Annotated in this window: 24 protein-coding genes and 1 tRNA gene; 16 read left to right on the top strand and 9 right to left on the bottom strand. The window is 38.0% G+C overall.

Going from position 1 to position 24,114, the window contains the following annotated elements:
• Positions 1–72: 72 nt before the first annotated feature.
• On the top strand, positions 73–831 hold the full coding sequence (locus MKL62_RS18290) for an SDR family oxidoreductase (protein WP_000880601.1): 759 nt from the start codon (positions 73–75) through the stop codon (positions 829–831).
• Positions 832–1,014: 183 nt separating this feature from the next.
• Here MKL62_RS18290 and MKL62_RS18285 read toward each other — a convergent pair.
• A tRNA-Asn gene (locus MKL62_RS18285) sits at positions 1,015–1,090 on the bottom strand.
• A 58-nt stretch (positions 1,091–1,148) separates the two neighbouring features.
• On the opposite strand from MKL62_RS18285, the gene MKL62_RS18280 reads away from it, so the two are divergent.
• Together MKL62_RS18280 and MKL62_RS18275 are read left to right on the top strand one after the other, a co-directional pair.
• Positions 1,149–1,283: a hypothetical protein gene (locus MKL62_RS18280; RefSeq protein WP_085941198.1), complete on the top strand. Its 135-nt coding sequence runs from the start codon at positions 1,149–1,151 to the stop codon at positions 1,281–1,283.
• A 41-nt stretch (positions 1,284–1,324) separates the two neighbouring features.
• Positions 1,325–1,753 (top strand): hypothetical protein, encoded by a 429-nt coding sequence (locus MKL62_RS18275; protein ID WP_000855167.1) that lies wholly within the window; start codon positions 1,325–1,327, stop codon positions 1,751–1,753.
• A gap of 14 nt (positions 1,754–1,767) precedes the next feature.
• Here MKL62_RS18275 and MKL62_RS18270 read toward each other — a convergent pair whose 3' ends face one another.
• Complete coding sequence (locus MKL62_RS18270) at positions 1,768–2,205, bottom strand: PaaI family thioesterase (protein WP_000795395.1); 438 nt, start codon at positions 2,203–2,205, stop codon at positions 1,768–1,770.
• 185 nt (positions 2,206–2,390) lie between these two features.
• On the opposite strand from MKL62_RS18270, the gene MKL62_RS18265 reads away from it, so the two are divergent.
• Positions 2,391–2,801 (top strand): GFA family protein, encoded by a 411-nt coding sequence (locus MKL62_RS18265; RefSeq protein WP_001014260.1) that lies wholly within the window; start codon positions 2,391–2,393, stop codon positions 2,799–2,801.
• 50 nt (positions 2,802–2,851) lie between these two features.
• Here the strand turns inward: MKL62_RS18265 and MKL62_RS18260 are convergent, their stop codons facing one another.
• Positions 2,852–4,087, bottom strand: coding sequence for a pyridoxal phosphate-dependent aminotransferase (locus MKL62_RS18260; RefSeq protein WP_000383200.1), 1,236 nt, complete (start codon positions 4,085–4,087; stop codon positions 2,852–2,854).
• Between the two features lie 207 nt (positions 4,088–4,294).
• Here MKL62_RS18260 and MKL62_RS18255 point away from each other — a divergent pair, with 207 nt between their 5' ends.
• Positions 4,295–4,474, top strand: coding sequence for a hypothetical protein (locus MKL62_RS18255; RefSeq protein WP_000139632.1), 180 nt, complete (start codon positions 4,295–4,297; stop codon positions 4,472–4,474).
• Positions 4,475–4,507: 33 nt separating this feature from the next.
• Here the strand turns inward: MKL62_RS18255 and MKL62_RS18250 are convergent, their stop codons facing one another.
• On the bottom strand, positions 4,508–5,944 hold the full coding sequence (locus MKL62_RS18250; RefSeq protein WP_005128129.1) for a sensor domain-containing diguanylate cyclase: 1,437 nt from the start codon (positions 5,942–5,944) through the stop codon (positions 4,508–4,510).
• A gap of 174 nt (positions 5,945–6,118) precedes the next feature.
• Positions 6,119–6,910, bottom strand: a complete 792-nt coding sequence (locus MKL62_RS18245) for an A1S_2505 family phage non-structural protein (protein WP_000222202.1) — start codon at positions 6,908–6,910, stop codon at positions 6,119–6,121.
• 179 nt (positions 6,911–7,089) lie between these two features.
• Between MKL62_RS18245 and uvrB the strand changes: the two genes are divergently transcribed.
• From uvrB to proB, 8 genes are all read left to right on the top strand, one after another.
• Entirely contained in the window at positions 7,090–9,111 is a 2,022-nt protein-coding gene (gene uvrB / locus MKL62_RS18240; RefSeq protein ID WP_001004983.1) for an excinuclease ABC subunit UvrB, read from the top strand.
• 93 nt (positions 9,112–9,204) lie between these two features.
• On the top strand, positions 9,205–9,792 hold the full coding sequence (locus tag MKL62_RS18235; protein WP_000885644.1) for a lipocalin family protein: 588 nt from the start codon (positions 9,205–9,207) through the stop codon (positions 9,790–9,792).
• 108 nt (positions 9,793–9,900) lie between these two features.
• On the top strand, positions 9,901–10,848 hold the full coding sequence (rarD, locus tag MKL62_RS18230) for an EamA family transporter RarD (RefSeq protein WP_014466252.1): 948 nt from the start codon (positions 9,901–9,903) through the stop codon (positions 10,846–10,848).
• 216 nt (positions 10,849–11,064) lie between these two features.
• Positions 11,065–12,522: a glyceraldehyde-3-phosphate dehydrogenase gene (locus MKL62_RS18225; RefSeq protein WP_000031228.1), complete on the top strand. Its 1,458-nt coding sequence runs from the start codon at positions 11,065–11,067 to the stop codon at positions 12,520–12,522.
• A 149-nt stretch (positions 12,523–12,671) separates the two neighbouring features.
• On the top strand, positions 12,672–13,406 hold the full coding sequence (locus tag MKL62_RS18220; RefSeq protein WP_001183838.1) for a hypothetical protein: 735 nt from the start codon (positions 12,672–12,674) through the stop codon (positions 13,404–13,406).
• A gap of 11 nt (positions 13,407–13,417) precedes the next feature.
• Positions 13,418–14,092, top strand: a complete 675-nt coding sequence (locus MKL62_RS18215; protein WP_000468065.1) for a hypothetical protein — start codon at positions 13,418–13,420, stop codon at positions 14,090–14,092.
• 164 nt (positions 14,093–14,256) lie between these two features.
• Entirely contained in the window at positions 14,257–15,477 is a 1,221-nt protein-coding gene (gene cgtA / locus MKL62_RS18210; protein WP_005128131.1) for an Obg family GTPase CgtA, read from the top strand.
• A gap of 15 nt (positions 15,478–15,492) precedes the next feature.
• Entirely contained in the window at positions 15,493–16,626 is a 1,134-nt protein-coding gene (gene proB / locus MKL62_RS18205) for a glutamate 5-kinase (RefSeq protein ID WP_000573844.1), read from the top strand.
• A gap of 26 nt (positions 16,627–16,652) precedes the next feature.
• Here proB and MKL62_RS18200 read toward each other — a convergent pair whose 3' ends face one another.
• Positions 16,653–17,309 carry an HAD-IB family hydrolase gene (locus MKL62_RS18200; RefSeq protein WP_005128133.1) on the bottom strand — a complete coding sequence of 219 codons (657 nt, stop codon included), beginning with the start codon at positions 17,307–17,309 and terminating at the stop codon, positions 16,653–16,655.
• A complete protein-coding gene (locus MKL62_RS18195) occupies positions 17,276–18,484 on the bottom strand; it encodes a DUF1615 domain-containing protein (RefSeq protein ID WP_001039857.1) in 1,209 nt (402 codons plus the stop codon). The genes MKL62_RS18200 and MKL62_RS18195 overlap by 34 nt, the downstream gene beginning before the upstream one ends.
• A gap of 83 nt (positions 18,485–18,567) precedes the next feature.
• On the opposite strand from MKL62_RS18195, the gene dusB reads away from it, so the two are divergent.
• Positions 18,568–19,593, top strand: a complete 1,026-nt coding sequence (gene dusB, locus MKL62_RS18190; protein WP_002047059.1) for a tRNA dihydrouridine synthase DusB — start codon at positions 18,568–18,570, stop codon at positions 19,591–19,593.
• Positions 19,594–19,636: 43 nt separating this feature from the next.
• Here dusB and MKL62_RS18185 read toward each other — a convergent pair whose 3' ends face one another.
• A complete protein-coding gene (locus MKL62_RS18185; RefSeq protein ID WP_000055195.1) occupies positions 19,637–20,683 on the bottom strand; it encodes an NAD(P)H-dependent flavin oxidoreductase in 1,047 nt (348 codons plus the stop codon).
• Positions 20,684–20,794: 111 nt separating this feature from the next.
• On the bottom strand, positions 20,795–21,496 hold the full coding sequence (locus MKL62_RS18180; protein WP_000885356.1) for a VIT1/CCC1 transporter family protein: 702 nt from the start codon (positions 21,494–21,496) through the stop codon (positions 20,795–20,797).
• Between the two features lie 252 nt (positions 21,497–21,748).
• Between MKL62_RS18180 and MKL62_RS18175 the strand changes: the two genes are divergently transcribed.
• Together MKL62_RS18175 and wecB are read left to right on the top strand one after the other, a co-directional pair.
• On the top strand, positions 21,749–22,969 hold the full coding sequence (locus MKL62_RS18175) for a tetratricopeptide repeat protein (protein ID WP_001986306.1): 1,221 nt from the start codon (positions 21,749–21,751) through the stop codon (positions 22,967–22,969).
• Positions 22,970–22,971: 2 nt separating this feature from the next.
• The gene (gene wecB, locus MKL62_RS18170; protein WP_005128136.1) at positions 22,972–24,108 is read left to right on the top strand and encodes a non-hydrolyzing UDP-N-acetylglucosamine 2-epimerase; all 1,137 of its coding nucleotides are present in this window, start codon (positions 22,972–22,974) and stop codon (positions 24,106–24,108) included.
• Positions 24,109–24,114: the final 6 nt, after the last annotated feature.

Below are 24,114 nucleotides of genomic sequence, written 5' to 3'. Positions count from 1 at the left end.
GTGTAAATATAAAGGCTGATATGTTCATCATGAGTTCAACTGAAACAGTTGATTATTTCTAAGGATATAAGAATGTTAGCATTAGTTACAGGCGCATCAGCAGGTTTTGGTTATAGTATTTCAAAAAAACTGATTGAGTCAGGCTATAAAGTTATTGGATGTGGAAGACGCGCAGAAAAATTAGAAGAACTACAAAAACAGCTTGGCGAAAATTTCTACCCACTCGTATTTGATATGACTGATACGGCAGAAAATATAAATAAGTTATTTAAAGAATTACCAAATGAATTTCAAATCGATCAAATTGATTTATTAGTGAATAATGCAGGCTTGGCATTGGGTCTAGAGCCAGCAGATAAAGCGGATTTAGATGATTGGTACACCATGATTGATACCAATGTTAAAGGCCTTGTTACGGTTACCCGATTAATTTTACCAAGTATGGTAAAGAAGAAATCAGGCTTAATCATTAATATGGGTTCAATTGCAGGTACATACCCATATCCAGGTGGTAATGTATATGGGGCAACAAAAGCTTTTGTAGAGCAGTTTAGTTTAAATCTACGTGCAGATTTGGCTGGTACTGGCGTGCGAGTAACGAATATTGAGCCAGGGTTGTGTGGTGGTACCGAATTTTCTCTTGTACGTTTTAAGGGAGATCAGGAGAAAGCTAACAGTCTATACGATAAGAAAAATCCAATTTTGCCGGAAGATATTGCAAATACAGTAGCATGGATCGCATCACAACCACCGCATATTAATATTAACCGTATAGAAATGATGCCAACGACTCAGACTTTTAACCCTTTAAAAGTTGTAGAAGTGGAATAATGTAATTTTAAAAAGATCTAAGCGTAGAAGGTCTACCTAAGTTTAGAACTGATGATTTGATCTGGTAAATATTCGAATTATGAAAAGCAAATCCTCTACAGGCAGTAGGGGATTTTTTTATAGGTATACTTTAATAGAGAGCAATAAAAAAGCCCGCTTTAATGCTGCGGGCTTTTTAGTATTTGGCTCTCCCACCTGGGCTCGAACCAGGGACCTGCGGATTAACAGTCCGTCGCTCTACCGACTGAGCTATGGGAGAATCTGCATGCGATTATAAGGAGATTTTGACAAGGGTCAAGTAAAAATCGTCATGTTTCATTCATTTTTGTGTTGTATGCTTTTTATTTGACCAGTTGAAAGGTGAGATCATAAATTACTTGCACTTTGAAAATTCAATTGCTAGATTCAGAAAAGAACAAGCGTTTGGAGTAATCCAAACAGTGTGGATTTAAACCAACTTGCCAGCACTAAAATGGCTAAATCGGAGATAAGTATGAAAACACTTACTGTTGCTTCTATTTTTTCTAATTTTGATTTTTATCAACGCAATTATCTCAATATTTTAAATCAACCAGAATCTTATTACACACCTGTAGAAGATGCATGGATCGATGCTTTTCCATTTAAAAAACAAGATTTGTATTTAGGTGACTTACTACAACTCTGGTTTAGTTCAAAATGGGATGTGCATACTTCGTTGAAAGTTTTAAAGTGTTCCAAGGTATTAGATCAATCTAAACCTCTCTATATTTTCCAGCTCGAAGGGGAATTATTCCTAGGTAAAAATAAAGTTTTAGCCTGGTCTACTCAGCATCATGAAGTGATAGAGCTTCAACTTAAGAATATTTGGGCACCTTATGTGGTTGCGAAAACTTGTGACCGCCCAGATATTCCTTACTTAATAAAAAAGGCAGCCGTTTAAAGCTGCCTTGGTTTTTATGGTCGAATAATCATGCAGGTTGCTGTTGCATAAGCATAAAGTTTGCCTTCTTCATCAGTAATTTTTCCTTCGGAAATACCTAAATTTTTACTTAAATTGATCACTTTACCTGTGGCAATTAAAACCTGATTTTGTGGAAGAGGGCGGCACATTTTCACATTAAGATCTATGGTTCCATAACCCACACCAGCAGGTAGCATTGTATGTACAGCACAGCCAGTCACTGAATCTAGAACAGTTGCAGCAAAACCACCATGTACACCACCTAAAGGATTTAGGTGATTATGATCTGCTTGTGCTTTGAAAGTTACAGATCCTTCTGAAATCTCAGTAGGTTGCATCGGAATAGTTTTGCTAATACTGGCAGGTGGAATATGACCTTCAATCATGGCTTGTAAAAATTCGAGGCCTGTCATTTCCATAGGATTTTTCATTTTTTGAGTCCTTCAGTTATTAAAGTTCTAAAATGGAACTTGATGTTAAATTAGGCGTTAAATTAATTATTGTCAAGTTGGAGTGAATAGAAAGATAGATCACTTATAGTTTATAAACTTGTAAAATTTGGTTGAGCAGAATATTTTATAACCCTAAAAATATAAACTTTTTGTGGAAAATAATAATGAACGGACAGTGTTTATGTGGTGAAACAACTTTCGAAGTTGAGTTAAAAAATCATGATGTACATGTTTGCCATTGCTCGATGTGTCGTAGACAAACCAGTGGTGTCATTATGACAGTTGATGTAGTTAAAGGTAGTTTAAAGTTTATTCAGCAAAAGCATCTTAGTGTATTTAACTCTTCTGAATGGGGGGAAAGAGGCTTTTGTAATGCTTGTGGAACAACAATTTTTTGGAGAACAAAAGATCAAAGTTACTGCAATATCAATGTGTTTTCTTTAAATGAACCAGTAAAAGACTTGAAATTAGATATGGAAATTTTTATTGATTCAAAACCTGATTTTTATAATTTTCAGAATGATACAAAAAAACTGACTGAGGCTGAGGTGTCAGCTTTATTTAATTTAGAATAATTTTAATTATAAAAAGGCCTCAATTTTGAGGCCTTTTTTATATTTTCAAATTATTTAGCAGCTTTTTCAGCTTCGATAGATGCAATCGCAGCATCAACACCTTCGATTGATTCAGCAGCTTTTTTGATACGTGCTAACGCATCAACAAGTACTTCGTCAGCTGTTGCATATGAAATACGCATGAAACCGCCTAAACCAAATGCATCACCAGGAACGACTGCTACGCCAGTTTCTTCAAGTAACCACTCAGAGAATTCTGTGCAAGACTTTAAGCCTTTTGCACGAATAAGAGGGCGAATGTTTGCATACGCGTAGAAAGCACCATCAGCAGGTAAGCAAGAAATCCCTTTGATGTCGTTTAAGCCATTAACCACTAAGTCATGACGACGTTTAAACGCTTCAATCATTGGTTTTAAAACATCTTGTGGACCATTCAACGCAGCTTCAGCAGCAACTTGCGAAATTGAAGTCGGGTTAGAAGTTGATTGAGACTGGATTTTTTTCATTGCACCAATGATTTTTGCTGGGCCGGCTGCATAGCCAATACGCCAACCTGTCATTGCATATGCTTTAGAAACACCATTTAAAACAATCGTGCGGTCATATAAATCAGGTGCAACAGTTGCAATGTTGTAGAACTCATCTTCCCAACGAATTGGTTCATACATGTCGTCAGATGCAACAAATACTTGTGGATGACGACGTAAAACTTCAGCTAAAGCTTCTAATTCAGCTTTGCTGTAAATCATACCTGTCGGGTTAGATGGGCTGTTTAATACCACTAAACGAGTGTTAGGAGTAATCGCTGCTTCTAATTGTTCAGGTGTAATTTTGAAACGTTGCTCTTCGCCACATTTCACGATAACAGGCGTACCTTCAGCAATAATGACCATATCTGGATAGCTTACCCAGAATGGCGCAGGGATGATCACTTCATCACCCTTGTTTAATAATGCTAGTGCCAAGTTAAAGAAGCTTTGCTTACCGCCACAAGAAACCAAAATCTGGTTAGGTTGGTAATCAAGATTATTATCACGCTTTAATTTAGCAATAATTGCTTTTTTTAACCCAGGAGTACCATCTACAGCCGTATATTTGGTGAAACCATTATTAATCGCTTCAATTGCAGCATCTTTGATGTGTTGAGGGGTATCAAAATCTGGCTCGCCAGCACCCAAACCAATCACGTTCTTGCCAGCAGCTTTAAGCTCAGCAGCTTTATTAGTTACAGCAAGTGTAGGGGACGGTTTGATAGCATTGACACGATCAGAAAGACGTACGTCCACGGCAATATTCCTCTTATGGGATTAAAAATAAAAAGCACACTATCTTATCGCAAAAATTAAGCAATTTGCGGATGTGGGGATTTTTAGATGTAAAAAAGTTTAATTTAGGAAAGATCTTGTTGCGGTTTTATTCAATTGAAGCTTTTTTCGAAAGAAACAAGAAAAATCCTTTATAATAAGCCGCAATCGAAATATCGAGAATGAATCATGACTGAGCAACAGCCAAAACAGAAAAAGGCTTTGGTGAAATTGCCATTTCCAATGCCGAATGAAAGTAACCAAGCAGGCGATGCTGTACACAACCAAGTACGTCCGAAACCTGAACAATATGCAGATAGAACTTGGATGCCACCGCGTGGTACTCGTCGTTCTATGGGTAAGCGCTAATTTAAATAAAAAACAGGCAATATGCCTGTTTTTTTATCGTAGAAGAATTTCTTGATAATAACTTTTTTTCTTTTGATACATATGATGATCTGCGCGTTTTAGCATATCTTCAACTTGTTCATTTTCTTTTGTTGTGGCGTGCCCAATCGCAATACTAATAGGGTGACTTGAATAATATTGATTATCTATATTAAAAAGCTCCTGAATGGTTTGCAGCATCATCAAAACATTCGCTTCATCTGCACCAGGCATTAAAATTACAAATTCGTCACCACCGATTCGAGAAGCTGTATAAGCAGTATTCATAATTGCCTGATTTAAAATATTACCTACTCGACGTAATAAACCATCACCAATATCATGGCCAAGTTGATCATTGGTTTCCTTTAAGCCGTTCATGTCTAAAAAAATTGAAGAAACAGGGCGGATAATACTGCGATTTAAACGATTAAGCTCTTCTGTAAAAAAAGCTCGGTTATAAAGTTTGGTCAGTACATCATGCTGGCCTAAATATTCTAGATAATTTTCGGCTTTCTTTCGTGCAGTAATATCTGTAAGTGCAACCTGTACCAATCCCCAAGTCTCTTCATAACCGGGGAATACGGTAAATTGCAATAAGACATTTCTAATTTGGCCATCTAACGCATAGTTAACGGCTTCACGCTTGTGGTGAATATTTCCTTGCCAGAGTTCAATCAGCTGTTCTCTAAAAGTTTCCACCATCTCTTTGGCAAAAATTTTATGGGTATTTTTTAACAGAGTGGTTTTATCTGGTGCTTTAAATAAATCGAGAGTCGACTGATTGACGTCTAAAATTAAAATGTCTTCTATGCATTGGCGAACAAATTCAGGATGTACATCTAAAAAAGTTCTAAAGTCTTCAATTCCTAATAGCCTAAGCTGATCAATTCTATTTTTAATACGGCTAAAATCTTCAACCCACAGCGAAGTCGGGGAGTAGATAAACATTGATTCTGCTAGGCGTCGATTTTTCTCTTCCTGACGAAGTGCATTTTGATACGGAGTAATGTCTTCGGTGGTAATTAAAATACGGTCAAACGTAGTTTCAGAACCCGGTAAAATTGCTCCACGTAGTTGTACATCAATACGCTTACCAGAGAGCGTGTAATTTATAGTGGTACTCGAGAAATGAGTTTTGCCATTCCATAAGGCTTCGAGTTCATGAATATGAGCTTCAAACATTTCTTTTTTAAAAATAAGATTTAAGTTGGCACATAACTCTTCTTGGTTTTTTGCTTCAAAAAGGTCTAATACTTTTTGGTTGACCTTAATAATTTTAATTTTATGAGCACATTCAACCACTAGATTTTCATTTTGACTTAGAAATTCATATAAGTTTTCAACCCCTTGATTTCTCCATAAGTCAAATAACTGCTTAACTTCACTAAAGTCTTCAATCCACATTGGAATTGGGGTGAGGTCAAAAATTGAAGAATCTAAAGTTTCCATGCGTTTCTTTTAAGTATTCAGTTTGTCTTAAAGTATAATGAGAAAAACTAAGATTTGGAAAAATAATCGATTTAAATCTATTAGAATAATTAAAATAAAAATATTAAATATAAGTAAAATAAAATAATGAGAAAGCAGAATTTATCTGCTTCACTCATAAAATATCAAAGTAAATTAACGGTTAATAGGGTGGTCGATATTTTTCTCACCGCGCCATAATTTTATAAAATCTTGCTCATCAAAATCATAAAGTTCCATAAGCGCAACAATTACACTTACGAAAATCATTGCACCTTCTGAGTTACCATGAATATTAAAAATCTTACCATTGAGCTTACCTAAAATATCTCTCAATTCGTGGTCACGGCCTCTGCCATAGCGGTCACGAGGATACAATTCCTCATTAAGCACAATAAGCGCTATCGCTTTTTCAGCACGTGATAAATCCGTTTTATCTAAAGCATCTTCAAAAGATTCACTGCCGTGATTAAAGTAGAAAATAACTTCATCATTAATGAAACTTTGAACCATTTTTTGAGTGAGTGTTGGGAACTGTGAAACAGCATCTTCTTCCACATACGGTTTAAACGATTCAGGAAAAATCACATTGTGATGTATGCCTTTAAAAAGAGGAGCGATTTCGGAAACCTTATAACCTGCGATTCCACATCCTAAAGCTGTCACAAAGTATTTCATTTTAGGATGATTTTTTGCATAAACTTTAAAGTCTTCAACATAATGCTCGATTTGGGAGAGTGGCATTTGTTGGATATGTTCATTTAATGTTGGAATTGCAAAGCTCTGACCAGCCCAGCCACGTCCTACACCCTCTACAGCCCCAAAATGCTGACTGGCAACACGTGCGGCTCCACTACCATGTTGTCCAGCCATATTACTACCGAAGACAAACACGGTATCTTCAGGGAGTTCGGTTACAATACTTTCATCATGATATTGATAGGTCATGGTTATGCTTTTTATCTAATGGATAAGTCCATGTTGCAACCGTTTACAGCATTGGTCAAGTATCAAGATGCTTAATATTTTCGATATAGATTAATCTCACTATAGACTTTAAATTAGGGAAAAAATCCCCATTAATTTGCTAGACGATAAATTCAAATTTTTTATAAAGAGAGAGAACTGTGAACGAAAATCAACCTTTCGATTTGGTCACTCATTACCAGCCAGCGGGTGATCAGCCACAGGCAATTGAAAAGCTGGTGAATGGTATCGAAAAGGGTTTTCGTAATCAGTTACTGCTAGGTGTGACCGGTTCAGGTAAGACCTATACCATGGCAAATGTGATTGCCCAAACTCAGCGTCCGACGATTGTGATGGCGCATAATAAGACCTTGGCAGCCCAGCTCTATGGTGAGTTTAAAGCTTTCTTCCCAAACAATGCAGTTGAGTATTTCGTAAGTTATTACGACTACTATCAACCCGAGGCTTATGTTCCGTCATCAGATACATTTATTGAAAAAGATGCGGCAATTAATGACCATATTGACCAGATGCGATTATCGGCAACGCGTGCTTTGTTAGAACGTCGTGATGCGATTATTGTTGCTTCTGTTTCGGCCATTTATGGTTTGGGTGACCCAAATGCTTATATGCAAATGTTATTGCATGTGGTCCAAGGTGACCGAGTAAGTCGAGACGAAATTATTCGCCGTTTGGTTGAAATGCAATATACGCGTAATGAGCTTGAATTCTTACGTGGTACGTATCGTATCCGTGGTGAAATTATTGATATTTTCCCGGCAGAATCCGACCAACATGCGATTCGTATTGAACTCTTTGATGACGAAGTAGACTCAATTCGCTGGTTTGATCCGCTGACCGGTAAGATGGTTCGCAAAGTACCACGTGTCACGATTTACCCGAAAAGCCATTATGTGACGCCAAAAGACAACCTAACACGTGCTATCGATACTATTAAGGATGAATTGCAAGACCAGCTTAAGTTCTTCCGTGAACATGACAAGTTACTCGAAGCGCAGCGTATCGAGCAACGTACTCGTTATGATTTGGAAATGATGCAGCAGTTAGGCTACACCAATGGTATCGAAAACTATTCACGTCATTTATCGGGACGACCGGCAGGTGAAGCACCACCGACTTTATTTGACTATGTACCAGAAGATGCCTTACTTATTATCGATGAGTCGCATGTAACGGTTCCTCAAATTGGCGCAATGTATAAAGGTGACCGTTCGCGTAAAGAAAACTTGGTGAATTACGGTTTCCGTTTACCAAGTGCGCTTGATAACCGCCCAATGAAATTTGAAGAGTGGGAGCGTATTGTTCCAACGACTATTTTTGTGAGTGCCACACCAGCTAGATATGAGCTGGAAAAATCAGAACAAGTGGTTGAGCAGGTTGTTCGACCAACAGGCTTGATTGATCCTGAAATTGAAGTTCGTCCTGTACTTACCCAAGTCGATGATGTTTTGTCTGAGATTAATATTCGTAAAAACTTAAATGAGCGTGTATTGGTAACGACTTTAACCAAGCGTATGGCGGAAGATTTAACTTCTTATTTAAAAGAATATGGCGTTAAGGTTGCTTATCTGCACTCGGATATTGATACAGTTGAGCGTGTCAAAATTATTCATGAGTTACGTACAGGCGTATTTGATGTACTAGTGGGTATTAACTTGCTGCGAGAAGGCTTAGATATGCCGGAAGTTTCTTTAGTTGCTATTTTAGATGCTGATAAAGAAGGTTTCTTACGTTCTGAGCGTTCGCTTATTCAGACGATTGGTCGTGCTGCGCGAAATGTGAAAGGTAAAGCAATTTTATATGCTGATACAATCACTGATTCTATGCGAAAGGCAATTGATGAGACAGAGCGCCGACGTGCAAAACAAATCGAGTTTAATGAGCAGCATGGTATTACGCCACGTAGTGCAGTTCGTCAGGCTGTGAAAGAAATTGATACGGGTGAAGTACTTTCTGATGATCAGATTGATGAGAAAGTACTAGAGCAGGCACAAGCACTTAGCGCAGATGAACGACATATTCTTTCTGACCCTAAATTGTTTAGTAAGCACATTACTAAGCTAGAGAAAGAAATGTTAAAGGCGTCGAAGGATTTACAATTCGAGCAAGCGGCGCGTATTCGTGATGAAATTGTTCGTTTAAAAGCGCAAATGTTGCAATAAATGGATACATAACACTACATGATTTGTTTAAAAAACAAGCTACTGTAGATATTTAAGTTATTTTGTATTCACAACAAAGAGTTGAGGGCAACAATGGCATTTCGAAATAATGTTCCGCAAGCCAGTTGGCGCTTGGCAAAAATTGCATTGGGCGGTATTGTTCTGACTGGCTTAGCTGTCGGAACATATGCCTATGCCCAGCAGAAGCCTCTACCTACAGTCGATAAGGTTGAATTAGACCGTTATTTAGGTGTGTGGTATGAAGTCGCGCGTAAACCTGCTTTTTTCCAAAAAAAATGTGCTTACAATGTATCTGCAACCTATACCTTAAATGAAAATGGAAACATAGTTGTAGATAACCGCTGCTACGATAATCAAAAGCAATTACAGCAATCTATCGGTGAGGCTTTTGTAGTTAATCCGCCGTATAACACGAAATTAAAGGTAAGCTTTTTACCCGAAGCTGTAAGATGGATTCCGATAATTCGTGGAGACTACTGGATTTTAAAGCTCGATGAAGATTACCAAACAGTTTTGGTAGGCGAACCTTCCCGAAAATATCTTTGGGTTTTATCTAGAACGCCACATCCACACAAAGAAGTGGTTGATGAATATCTAAATTATGCAAAAACATTAGGATTTGATATTCGAGATATTATTCATACCGAGCATAAAGAATAAATATATGCTGCTTAAGAAAAAACCATGTTTTCGCATGGTTTTTTCTTTTTTATAGTGGATAAATCAAGTATTGTATCGCTTTATTTTTCTTAAAGTATAAAGAGGTTAGTGATGTTAAAGGGCGTGATTTTGTCTGTCATGGCATCATTAACTTTTGGTGTTCTTTATTTTTATACTCAATTACTCGGCCAGCTTGATAGTGAACAGACTTTCGGATGGCGTATTATTGCGACTTTGCCATTTTTAACTTTATTTATGTGGTGGAGTGGTGATTTAAGCCATATTAAAAATATATATCAACGTATTTTAGCGAAACCTTCTTTACTTCTATTACTCATTACAACATCCGTTTTGACTTCGGTGCAGTTATGGCTGTTTTTATGGGGGCCTATGCATGGACGTGGTTTGCAAGTTTCTTTGGGATATTTCCTGTTACCGCTTGTTTTGGTTTTAGCGGGTAGTGTCTTATATGGAGAGAAAATATCGAAGTTTCAGTGGGTCGCTATTGTTCTTGCAATTATTGGTGTAGGGCATGAGATTTTTCGACTAGGAAGTATTGCTTGGGAAACTGCTTTAGTGGCTATAGGTTATTCCGCTTATTTCTTGTTACGTAAGAAAATTAAAACGGATAATTTAGGGGGCTTTTGGTGGGACCTTCTGATTATTATGCCAGTTGCAATCTATCTGACACATACAGGGTTATTGCCATATAGTAAGTTCCTCGATCAGCCGACACTCGGGTTGGTTATTGCGGGGTTAGGTGTGCTTAGTGCTATAGGCTTGGGGTGTTATATATTGGCAAGCCGTTATTTACCTTTGGTTGTGTTTGGTCTGCTTGGATATCTTGAACCGGTGTTACTTGCTTTAGCATCTTTAGTGTTAGGGGAAAGTATTGGTAAAGAAGAATGGTTTACTTATCTTCCAATTTGGTGTGCCGTTTTTGTATTGGTTTTAGAAGGGGCTTTTCATCTTTACCAACAGCAGCAAAAAGCCAAAAATTTGCAATTAAATATCGAAAAATATCAAAAAAGATTAAAAAATGATGCTCACGATTAGAGCATCAAAATCTAAAAAGTAAGAAAAAGCAAAAATTTAGCGGCTTTAAACAATAAGATAATAAAAAATAATTATAGGTATTTTATGAATTTATGATGAATTTTGGGAAAATCTAGCCACTAACGTCAGCTTTTGATTCATTCTTGCCAATAATTCCATTACAATTACTGGGTTTTAAAAATCACGCCTAGATATAATTAATTAGAGGACGTATCTGTGAGCAAAGACACTATCATCGCCCTGCACGCTGAACACCAAGGCCGTTGGAAAAACCGTGAAGAAATCGCGGAACGTATGATTGCATTAATCGGTCAATTATACCGTGAAAAAAATATTGTCGTATCTGTTTACGGTCGCTCTTTAATTAACCGTTCTGTTATCCAAATTTTGAAAACTCACCGTCGTACACGTGTTGTAGATGTTGAGCTTTCTGTAGTAAATACTTTCCCAATTTTAGAAGCTTTAGCAAAAGTTGAAAATATCGGTTCTGCAGAAGTTGATATCGGTAAACTTGCAGTTGAATATAAAGAAAAAGGCGGTGATGTTGACGCTTTTGTTGCTCAAGCTGTTGAGTCAATTAAAGGTAGCGCAACTTCTGAACAACCTAAAGATGTAGTTCTTTACGGTTTTGGTCGTATTGGCCGTATCTTGGCTCGTTTAATCATTAGCCAATCAGGTTTAGGTCGTGGTTTAAGCCTTAAAGCGATTGTTGTTCGTAAGTCTTCTGACGGTGACTTGGCTAAACGTGCTTCTTTACTTCGTCGTGACTCTATTCACGGTACTTTTGCAGGTACAATTTCTGTTGATGAAGAAAACGAAGCAATTATCGCTAACGGTAACTTCATTAAAGTGATATATGCGTCTAGCCCAAGCGAAGTAGACTATACTCAATACGGTATTGAAAACGCGCTTTTAATCGACAACACTGGTAAATGGCGTGATGCTGAAGGCCTAAGCCAACACTTGAAATGCCCAGGTGTTGCACGTGTTGTATTAACTGCACCAAGTAAAGGCGAAATGAAAAACGTTGTATTTGGTGTAAACAACTCTGACATTTTAGATGAAGACAAAATCATCTCTGCTGCAAGTTGTACAACAAATGCGATCACTCCAATCCTTAAAGTATTGGATGACAAATATAAAGTTCTTAATGGTCACGTTGAGACAGTTCACTCATTTACAAATGACCAGAACTTAATCGATAACTACCACAAAGCTGATCGTCGTGGTCGTGCTGCTACATTGAACATGGTTATTACTGAAACTGGTGCTGCTAAAGCTGTTGCTAAAGCATTGCCTGCGTTAAAAGGTAAGTTAACTGGTAACTCTGTACGTGTTCCAACACCAAACGTATCTCTTGCGATTTTAAACTTAACGCTTGATAAAGAAGTTGATCGTGAAGAAGTGAACGAATACATTCGTCAAATTTCAATCAACTCTAACCTTCAAGGTCAAATCGGTTATACCAACTCTACAGAAGTGGTATCAAGCGACTTTATCGGTTCTCGTACTGCTGGTGTATATGATGCTCAAGCAACGATTACTTCTGGTAACCGCTTAACTGCATATGTTTGGTACGATAATGAAGTAGGTTATAGCTGCCAAGTATTACGTATTGCTGAGCAAATGTGTGGCGTAAGCTATAAAAAAATTCCTGCAGAAACTAACGCTTAATCTGTTTTAACGTTAGATAAAAGAATGTGACAAAAAGACCCAGTTTAGACTGGGTTTTTTTACAACCGTACAAAATATATGCTGATTATTTTTTAGAAATCAATGAGAATACGGTTTAAGGAACAAAAAGAAATAGTAAGGGATTGGAATTGCAGCAGTTTAAAAGATTATTGATCGTCTTCTTTTTTATTATCATCGCGAATATATGTGGTGTACTTATCGCCATTTGGGTGTTTAAACATTTTAATATTTATATTCCGTTGAAAAACCAAGCAGTAGCGATCGATTTACAAGAGCCATTACAGGTGCAAGTTAAAGTAAAAGATGCTTTAAATGTCGATGTTAAAGGGCGAGTGAATGCTAATATTCCTATTAATGAGAAGTTAAATATTCCTTTGACGCAGACTTTAACACCACGTGTCTATTTCGATAATATGGTGCCGATTAGTACGGTTATTCCAGTTAAAGAAACTTTAAAAGTTGATCAAAGTTTGCCAATTGACACGAAAGTTCAGGTGAGAGTGCTTGGTAAAGATATTACTTTGCCATTAAAAGGTAATATTCCTTTACAGTTAGATGTACCTATTGATATTCAAGTTCCACTCGATCAAAAAGTTCATTTGAAGTTTGATGCGCCAGTAAAAACGGTCTTAAAAGAAAATCTTCATATTCCATTAAATGCTCAATTAAAAACAAATATTCCAATTCAGGGAAGTTTGAATGTCCCTGTGAAAACAGCTTTAAATGCGTCGGTAGATGTAAAAAATACCTTGCCAGTTAAAATCGAGCATGGTGAGTTAAAAATACCACTATCGAGCATGAGCCTGAATCGCGTTAAATCTGGCGAAGATAACTCTTCACCTGTTCAGAACCAGACAAAATAGGTGAATGGCTTATGTTTGGCTCATTAAAAAGTATATTAATCAGTTTCTTTCTGATTATGATACTCACGGCAATCTTATTTTGGTTTTATTTAAACATACAGGCTTCAGTTGTGGTTTCAGCACATGAGTCAGATATTCGATTACCAGAATCATTAGAAACTAAAATACATGTTGGCAATAATTTGCAAGTCCAATCGATAGGTAAATTAGACACATCTATTGATATTGACCGTCAGATTTCAGTTCCATTAAAAGGAAGATACTTGGCTGATTTAGAGTTTGAAGTCGAGACTCCAATTACAGTAAGTGTTGATTATGCGACAACATTAAAAGTCGATCAGGTGATGCCTTTAGAAACAACCACTGATTTAATTTACAAAAATAAGTTATTACCAAGGTTTCCATTAAAATTAAATATCCCGATTAAACTTGATATTCCATTTCAGTTAAAACGTAGTTATACCATTCCGGTTAAAATTGCTTTTAATGGTCCGGTTTATTTTGAGTTTGATGAATCTATAAATTTGCCAATTAAACATCAGTTTAACCCAAGTTTGAACGTTAACGATGCAATGGAAATGGGGAATATCTCAAGCTTTAATGCCATTATGTATAACTCTGTTCAGCACACTAAAGCTAATTTGGACATGAAGATGGATTTACCTTTACGTAATGTTCATCCTTAGGTAATTAATCAATAAAAATAGACCATGGCTTGCTGTAGGTTTATATCCTGATAAAAAGAAATAAAATAAGCAGCAGGAAAGTAGAATTCTCTCGATTTTCTATTCGAGAATTTTCTGAAAATATGGCAGAATAGGCGGTTTTAGAGTTTTTAGAGGATTGGCAAATGCGCTTTGTTGATGAAGCAGTCATTACCGTAGAGGCTGGCGACGGTGGCAATGGCGTAGCCAGTTTTCGCCGTGAAAAATTTGTACCATTTGGTGGCCCAGATGGTGGTGATGGCGGACGTGGTGGAAGTATCTATATTCAAGCAGATGATGATACAAGTACCCTAGTCGATTACCGTTACACCCGTAAATTCCGCGCTGAGCGTGGTAAAAACGGTGCAGGTGCTAACTGTACCGGACGTGGTGGTGAAGATGTGGTTTTAAAAGTACCCGTTGGTACAACAATTGTTGATACAGATTCAGGCGATATTATTGGCGATCTGGTAGAAGACGGCCAAAGAGTCATGGTTGCAAGCGGTGGTGAAGGTGGTTTAGGAAATACTCACTTTAAATCATCAACCAACCGTGCTCCACGTAAATGTACGACAGGTACAAAAGGTGAGTTCCGTGAAATTCGCCTTGAGTTGAAAGTATTAGCAGATGTTGGCTTATTAGGTATGCCAAATGCTGGTAAATCAACATTTATTCGTGCAGTAAGTGCCGCGAAACCAAAAGTAGCAGATTATCCATTTACCACTATGGTTCCTAACCTAGGTGTAGTAGATGCTGACCGTCACCGCTCGTTTGTGATGGCAGATATTCCGGGACTTATTGAGGGTGCAGCAGAAGGTGCAGGTTTAGGTATTCGTTTCCTTAAGCATTTAGCACGTACACGTATTCTTTTGCACATTATTGATGTACAACCAATTGATGGTTCAGACCCGGCCCATAATGCTAAAGCAATTATGAATGAACTTGCCAAGTTTTCTCCTACTTTGGCGAAGTTACCAATTGTATTAGTACTTAATAAACTTGATCAGATTGCTGAAGAAAGCCGTGAAGAATGGTGTCAGCATATTCTAGATGAGTTGCAATGGACAGGTCCTGTCTTTAAGACCTCGGGTTTACTCGAAGAAGGAACCAAAGAAGTTGTTTATTACCTCATGGATCAGATTGAACAACAACGTGAACGTGAAGTTGAAGATCCTGAGTACGCAGCAGAAGTAAGAGCATTCCGTGAACAGCTTGAAGCTGAAACACGTGAACAGACCATTGCAGCGAAGGAAGCATACCGTGCTATGCGTAAGGCACAACGCCTTGAAAGCATGATGGACGATGATGATGACTTCGATGACGATGAAGACGATGGTGATGTAGAAAGCATCTACATTCGTGACTAAAAAACCGAGGAAAACATGATAGAAGTGGTCGATGGGCAACGTAAGCTCAGTGAGTGTAAACGAATCGTTGTTAAAATCGGATCATCTTTACTCACGGCAAATGGGCAGGGTCTAGATCTGGACGCTATTTCGCATTGGGCGAAACAGATTGCAGATTTACACAATGCTGGACACGAAATTATTTTAGTGTCTTCAGGAGCTGTGGCAGAAGGTATGGTTCGTATGAAGCTTGCGAGTCGACCCACCGATCTACCCAGTCTTCAAGCATGTGCCGCAATTGGGCAGATGGGCCTAATTCATACTTGGTCTAGTGTGCTTGAAAATCATAGTATCCGAACTGCTCAGGTGTTGTTAACACATGATGATTTGGCAGACCGCCGTCGTTACTTAAATTCATGTGATGCATTGCAGAACTTGATTGATTGGCGTGTTATTCCGGTCATTAATGAAAACGATACTGTATCTACCGATGAGATTCGTTTTGGTGATAACGATACACTCGCAGCTATGGTTGCTGGTCAAGTACATGCTGATTTATTAATTATTTTAACAGATCAGCAAGGTATGTTTGATTCAGACCCACGTCATAACCCTGACGCAAAGTTATTATCAACTGTGCGTGCCATGGATGATGTTTTATTTGAAATGGCTGGTGGTGGTGGTGTGCTTGGGCGAGGTGGCATGGTCACTAAAGTTCGTGCTGCACGTTTAGCTGCCAAGTCAGGTTGCCCGACATTGATTGCTAGTGGTGAAAGCGACAATGTGTTGTCACGAGTGATGGCGGGTGAGATGCTGGGTACGTTGTTTACGACTGATAAAGACCGTATGACAGCACATCAGCAATGGCTTGCTGCACATTTACAAACAGCGGGTCGTCTTGTAATTGATGATGGCGCAGTTGAAGCGATTAAATTGAAACATCGCAGTTTATTGCCTGTTGGGGTAAAAACTGTTGAAGGACATTTTGATCGTGGTGATGTGGTTGAATGTGTCGATAAACAAGGTAAACGTGTTGCGGTTGGGCGAGTGAATTTTAGCTCTCGTTCTGCTGAAATTATTAAAGGTCTTTCTTCAGACAAAGTTTACCAAGTACTTGGTGAAGCCCGTTCATTAGAAATGATTCATCGCGATCATATGGCAATTTACTAAGTTGTTCTAAATTAAAAAAGCTCGCATCATGCGAGCTTTTTTTGTGGGGTTAATGAGGGCAAGATTCGATCTTCACCGACCATAAAAGGATGTGTAGCAAGACTAAGCATGTCTAAATCTTCTGAGCTATTTCCATACGCATAGATTCGCTGATAATGTTTTAGAGTATATTGCTCATGTATTCTTATCTTCTTTTGCTCACTACTACAATCCGGAGTTGAGTAGTAACCTGTCATCATGCCATTTTTAATTTGAGTCTCTGTACAAATTAATTCGATACCTAGTAATTTGCAAAGTGGAGCAAGATAGATATCAATGGAAGCAGAAACTAATACCACCTGATCACCTAATAGCTGGTGTTGCTGTAATTGTGCAAAAATTTCAGGTGAAAGTGCAGAGACGAGTTCTTGTGCGTATTCTTCGCCTAGTCTTTGCAATTCAATTGCAGGAGTATCTCTGAACATGCTACGAAATAGCTTAGCACGCATCGCATGGGCTGGATAAAAGTTAAGATAATAGGCTTGAATCCATGGCAGGATTTTCAAGCCTTGCTTCACAATATGACGTTTAGACAACGCATAAAAGATGAACCCTGTAAAACTGTCTTTACTACACAAGGTTCCATCAAAATCGAACAGGGCGAGATTTTTTATAGTCTTATTCGTTTCGCTCGTTGCATACATGTTTCATATCGTCCGTTTACGCGGGTTGCATACCAGTTAGTATTATAGTCACGACTTAGTTTAGGCCCAGAAATCACCACTTGCGGCATAATTGCATAGAGCGGCTCTTTGCCAGTTTTTGATTTATAAAGTTTAGTCAGTGCAATATAAGTTTGAGTACTCTCAAACTTTTTCTCTTTTTCTAATTTTAGATCATCACGAATCTGTCTTGGTGTAACTAAAACATTATTACTAGCAAATACGGTAATTAGTTCTTTTTCTGACTCGCTTTGAGTTGCGCGTGGATCACCATCTTTTGTGTAAAGGAGTAGATCGCCATCAAGACTTATATCCTTGTCGGTGAGTTCTTTTAGCATTTTTTGAAAAGCTGCATTACGACTAGAGTACATACCAGAGTTGTAATCTGCAAAACGATAAATGGCTTTATCATAATCTGCCGGATAAACCATTAAGCGGTGAATTCCATAATATAGGCCACCATACTCGGTATATAAGTCATCGCGTAGTGCAGCAGTATTCATACTCGAGCGCTTATTTGCTTTGGCATAGTTAATATGAACTTGCATTGAACCCAATGTAGTGATCGGATTCATTTTTTCGCCAATATCTTGTCCAACTAATTTAGCTGCGCCAGTTAAAGCACTCACGTGATAGTGTTTGGCCATAAAGTCGAAAATTTCTCGGTAAAGTAAATCAAGGTCTTTCTCGGTTTTAACTTTACGCATCTGACTCATATAGTTATTGTCAGGAGAGGGTTGGGTTCTTAGTACTTCTTCAAAGTAACCTGCAATTGTTCCACCAATGGTTTTGCCAAGCTTATCTTCAAATTTTTCATTTAAACGTGTACTGACTTCCTCAACCGCTTTTTGTCCTAATCCTGGCACTTGAGGATTGGCGACAAAATTGGATTCTTGATCAACGACCGCCACAATACTACAGACATTTTGTTTGGTTTTAGGAATGTCTAAGTCTTTCATAATGTCATCAATATCTTTAGCCCATGACTCACGGTCATGCACACGAGATGGGATGAGACGTTTGATTTGCTGGCTTTCTAATTCAGGCTCATCATTATTTGACCACCAGGCTTTATCTCCACAAGCAGCTAAACTCATGCATACGGCAACCATACCGAATGATTTAAATAAAAAACGGGAAGACAACGGTTTGTTCATGGAGAGGAGGACACCTGCATAAAAAGATGAGCTGATCAAGCGGATGAAGTATACTATGCCGATCATCAATTGTATGAATATATATGTATATTGGTCCCTATCAACTGTCAAATAATTTAATTGTTGCCCCTATGGCCGGTGTAACTGACCGTCCATTTAGAACGCTGTGCAAGTATTTCGGTGCGGGTCATGCAGTCAGTGAAATGATGACTGCTGACAAGACTTTACGTATGACTAAAAAAAGTCTTTATCGTGCTAATTTTGATGGAGAGTTAGCTCCAATTTCTGCACAGATTGCTGGTTCCGATCCAGAACAGTTGGCTGAAGCGGCTCGTTACCAAGTCGCAAATGGCGCGCAAATTGTTGATATCAATATGGGATGTCCTGCAAAGAAAGTATGTAATAAATTAGCGGGTTCAGCATTATTACAAGATGAAGATTTGGTAGCTCGAATATTAGATGCAGTCGTTGCAGCAGTTGATGTTCCGGTAACTTTAAAAACCCGTTTGGGATTTTTAAATGGCCAAGAGAATATTCTACGGGTGGCTAAGCGTGCCGAAGAGGCTGGCATCGCTGCATTAGCACTACACGGCCGTACGCGTGAAGATATGTATTTAAATACCGCCCGTTATGAATTGATTAAGCATGTTAAAGAATTAATCCATATTCCTGTGATTGCTAATGGTGATATTGATAGTCCTGAGAAAGCAAAATATGTACTGGACTATACTGGGGCGGATGCAATTATGATTGGGCGGGCTGCACAAGGTCGACCGTGGATTTTTCGTGAAATTGCCCATTACTTAAAAACTGGTGAACACCTTGCTGCTCCGGATATTGAAGAAGTTAAAGAAGTGCTTTTAGGGCATTTGTCTGAGTTATATCAGTTTTATGGTGAATACTCCGGTTGTCGTATTGCTCGTAAGCATATTGCTTGGTACACCAAAGGTTTACGCTCAAGTAATGAGTTTCGACAAAATATGTATAAAGTTGAAACGACTGCTGAACAAGCTTTAGTTGTTGAGAGCTATTTTAATCAATTGCTTGCTGAAGGTAATTTGATGAGCGATGTTCAGGTTGAACAGGTTAATTTATTAGATACTCACTAAAATAAAGCAACCAGTATAGAGACTGGTTGCTTGGAATTTTTATCTATTCACTGTCTAGCATTTCAACGACCAGTTGATTAACCAGATCAGGTGCTTCAAGTTCACGTATTTGTGCAACGTTACTTCCTGCCCAAAAAGCACCAAAACCGTAATCTTGGTGTTTGCTTGCAAGAGCATTTAGTTGCTTTGCTAAATCATAGGTATAAGGATATTCAGGTTGTACAGGGCGGGTAGGTGAATCAATTTTTGTATGCCAATGGTTGAGTATCCCCCGAGCAGGGCGCCCAGAAAGACTAGCACTAATCTGTGTTACAGGTTTACTAAATAGGGCTTTGCGATATTCGGCAGAAGCATTTGAAGTTTGGCATTGAACAAATGCTGTCCCTAATTGGACTGCGGCTGCACCTAAGCCCAACATATGTTTGGCTTGTAAGCCAGTCATTATGCCACCTGCGGCGACAACCGGAAGTGTACAGTGCTGTACAATTAGTTGAACCAAGTCACTAGTTTTAATTGCCCCATCAAAAGTTTGGTTGAAAATCCCTCTATGTCCGCCTGCCTCAATCCCTTGGGCAATAATAATATCGATACCCGCAGCCTCAATAGCTTGAGCTTCGATCAAATTAGTTGCCGAAACCATAGTCAAAATACCAGCCTCTTTTAAAGCTTTAATTTGATGCGGATGCGGAATACCAAAGTGAAAACTTACTGCTTTTGGCTTAGTTTCTAAAACAACATTTAAAAAATCATCATTGTCTAAAAAACTTGGATAGATACAGTGTAATTCTTGGGGCGGTTGAGCACCGAATTTTTCAAAATGAGGACGTAGGTACTCAAGCCATTGTTTTGCTTTTTCTACATTAAGCTCAGTCGATTGATGACAGAAAAAATTAACTTGAAATGGGTTTTCCGTGAGCGCTTGAGTTTTTAAAATTTGTTCACGTGCACTTTGCGGTGTGTTTGCTCCTAAGCCTAATGATCCAAGGCCTCCTTGATTTGAAACCTCGGCTGCTAATTCAGGAGTAGAGACGCCCGCCATTGGAGCCAGAAAAATTGGATGTTTGATTGCAAGTTGTTGTAATAGGCTCATTTTATTCACCTCAATTCTTTCTCTTCACCATAACGTGAAAATAGAATGAAGAGCAAATAATATTGGCTATTTAATTTTTAAATATTAAGAGTCTTATTTAAAAAAACTCTCTTATAAAGGAGTGACATTAAATAAAGAACCAATCCAGCTTGAAAAAGCCATCGCTAAAATACCCCATAAGGTAATACGTAAACTACCTTTGATTTTAGACGTGCCTGCAAAATAACTCGAAAGGGCACCTAAAATTGCTAATGCCGCGATACCTGTAATAAGCACACTTGGCATAATTAAATGCTCTGGGCTAAACAAAATGGCAAGCATGGGGAAAAATGCCCCAAATGAAAATGATGCTGCTGAGGAGAGTGCTGCTTGAATTGGGTTTGCCGCCGTATTTTCATGAATACCGATTTCATCTCGGGCATGTGCACCCAAAGCATCATGAGTCGTAAGCTGAATAGCCACCTCCTTTGCTAGTTCTTTTGAAAGTCCCCTAGAAATATAGATTTGAGTTAATTCATCCAATTCTTTTTGAGGGTATTTTTTTAATTCTTTTGCCTCAATAGCTAAATCTGATTTTTCAATATCTTCTTGAGATTTAACCGAAATATATTCTCCGGCAGCCATTGAGGTTGCGCCTGAAATGAGTCCAGCAATACAAGTGATAAATAGAGTATGTGAGCTTGCCCCACTTGCAGCCATCCCCATAATTAAGCTAGTCACTGAAATAATGCCATCATTAGCGCCTAATACTGAGGCTCTTAGCCAACCTGAGCGTTGAATGGCATGATGCTCTGTATGATGTGGAAAAGCCATGTGTTTTTCCTTATTAATGTTTTATAAATGCTATGAAATTTTACAATTTATTGGTCAAAAAATATGTCATTATTATAGGAAATTTAGGGATAAGACAGAATAGATCAATAATAAAAATGGAGATTAAACAATTATTTTAAAACATCCTTAACCTAACTTAACGATGTAACTTATTATTTTTAATTATAATATTTATTGATCATTCCAAAGACTTGCCCTCCTTAATAAGTCTAATTTACTGTAGAGGTGAAAATGAAAAATATCAAAACAATAAACTCTATAACACATTCAATATTACTGATGGGAGCAGTGATCTCTTCTTTGGGAATGATCGGTATAAGCTCAGTTTATGCACAAGAGCAAGTCGACCCTGCATATAAGCCCGGTAACCCTATTTATGATAAATGGGATAGATTTTATAAAATTGAACAGTCTCAACCGCAAGAAGCAGAAAAAATATTAGTTGAGCTTAGTAAACTGACACCAACCGATATTAAAGTCTGGAAAAGTCTTACTTATTTACAGATTCGGCTTGAAAAAAGGAAAGAAGCTTTACAAAGCTTAAGGCAAGCAAGAAATTTAGCTCCTCAAGATGACACCTTAAAATTACAAGAAGCTTATTTGCTGAATCAGCAGAAAAAAGATCGTGAAGCATTGGTTTTATTTAAAGAGTTAAGTTCCTCTTCAGACCCTGAAATTGCTGCTAAAGCAACTCAGGCAGTTAAAAATTTAAGTGGGGGAGAAGTTAAACCATATTTTAGAGATATTTATTTTGCACCGTCTTATGAGTCACGGTATGACGATGTTATTTTTCCTTTAAAAATGAGGTATGGCAAAAACATCGATAACGGGCGAGCCCAAGTATATGGCTTTCTTAATTTAAACCGCGATACTCAATCACAAGGTGGGGTCCGACCTGAAATTATTGATGAAAATGCAGCCACTTTAGGGGTGGGGGCAAATTATCAACCGTGGACTTCCATTCCTGTGCGAGCCTATGTCGAAGTTGGTGGAAGTTATGACTTGATTGATAGAAATAGAAAGCGATTTCGTGAGAGTGTTGTAGGCGGTGTAACGGGTTATCAAGAATGGTATTCACAATCAAACTGCGATCATTCACTTTGTTTAGATAATTATTTTACTGACTTATATGGCAATGTCGCGACTTATTCGAGAGAGGATTATAACGTTATTGGGGACTTACGCTTACGCACAGGTTTAAATCTCTATAAGGGTGAGAGTGGGACTGTGCAGGCTTATGTGAAATTGCATGGCTTAGCGGATAGCGAAGATGAATATTACAATAATTTATTTGAATATGGCCCAGGCATTTCATGGCAGCCTTTTAATTATCAACCGATAAAACTACGGGTTGAACGTCTATATGGCAATTATTTTAAAGACGTACCGGTTAATACAAAAGATCATTACAACAATACTCGTGTAGAACTTGTTTTTTATAAGGATTTCTAATAATGAAGAAAATTTTTATTTCAATTGTATTTGGTACTCGTCCAGAGCTCATAAAGTTGGCTCCGGTAATTTTATTAGCAAAACAAGATGCACGATTTCAGGTAGAAGTTATTTTTACAGGACAACATGATGAATTAGTTCGAGATGCGATAGATTTCTTTGGGGTTGAAATTGATCATCGTCTTAAAATTATGAATGCTGGACAAAGCCTGAATCAGCTTTTAATTCATGGCTTAACGCAACTTGAAAATATCTATACAGATGGTCAAAAAAGAGATGCAATTGTTATTCAAGGTGATACTACAACCGTGTTAGCCGCTGGGCTAGTTGCATTTTCAATGAAGATTCCTGTTGCCCATGTCGAAGCGGGTTTACGTTCTTATGATTTAGATCATCCATTTCCTGAAGAAGGTAACCGCCAGTTAGTTTCTCGTATTACCAAATGGCATTTTGCCCCTACAGAACAATCAAAGCGTAACTTGTTAAATGAGCAGATTCCACCTTCGTTGATTACAGTGACAGGGAATACGGTAGTCGATGCTGTGTATTTAGGAAGGAAACTCATAGCTGAAAAGACAGGTTTGAAAAATCAACTTGAGCCTTACGGAATTGAATTAAAACAAAATGATAAAGTTGTACTTATAACTGCTCACCGCCGTGAGAATTTTGGCGAAGGAATTCAGAATATTTGTAATGCTGTTGAGTATTTAGCAAAACAGCATCCTGATTTACATTTTATTTGGCCTGTACATTTAAATCCTGCTGTACATAATGTAGTGCACGATAAATTTAAAAATCATGCTCAAATTCATCTTGTGAAGCCACTCGATTATCCGAGTTTATTGGCCGTTATCGACCGCTCCACCTTTATTTTAACGGACTCTGGTGGTTTGCAAGAAGAAAGCCCATCATTTAATAAGCCTGTCTTAATTTTAAGAGACACGACTGAACGCCCAGAAGTGGTAGAGGTGGGAGCAGGGGTATTGGTTGGAACAAATCAGCAGAAAATTATTGAAGAGGCTGAGAAACTTTTAACGGATTCGCAGCATTACCAAAAAATGGCTCATGTTGAAAATCCGTTTGGTGATGGATGTGCTGCCCAGCGAATATTAGATGAAATTGCCAGAACTTATAACTAGAGATCA

The organism is Acinetobacter sp. AOR01_HL (assembly GCF_027855455.1).
Lineage (GTDB): Bacteria > Pseudomonadota > Gammaproteobacteria > Pseudomonadales > Moraxellaceae > Acinetobacter > Acinetobacter baumannii.
Note: the sequence above shows the minus strand (reverse complement) of the source record. Positions and strands in the feature narration are given on the sequence as shown.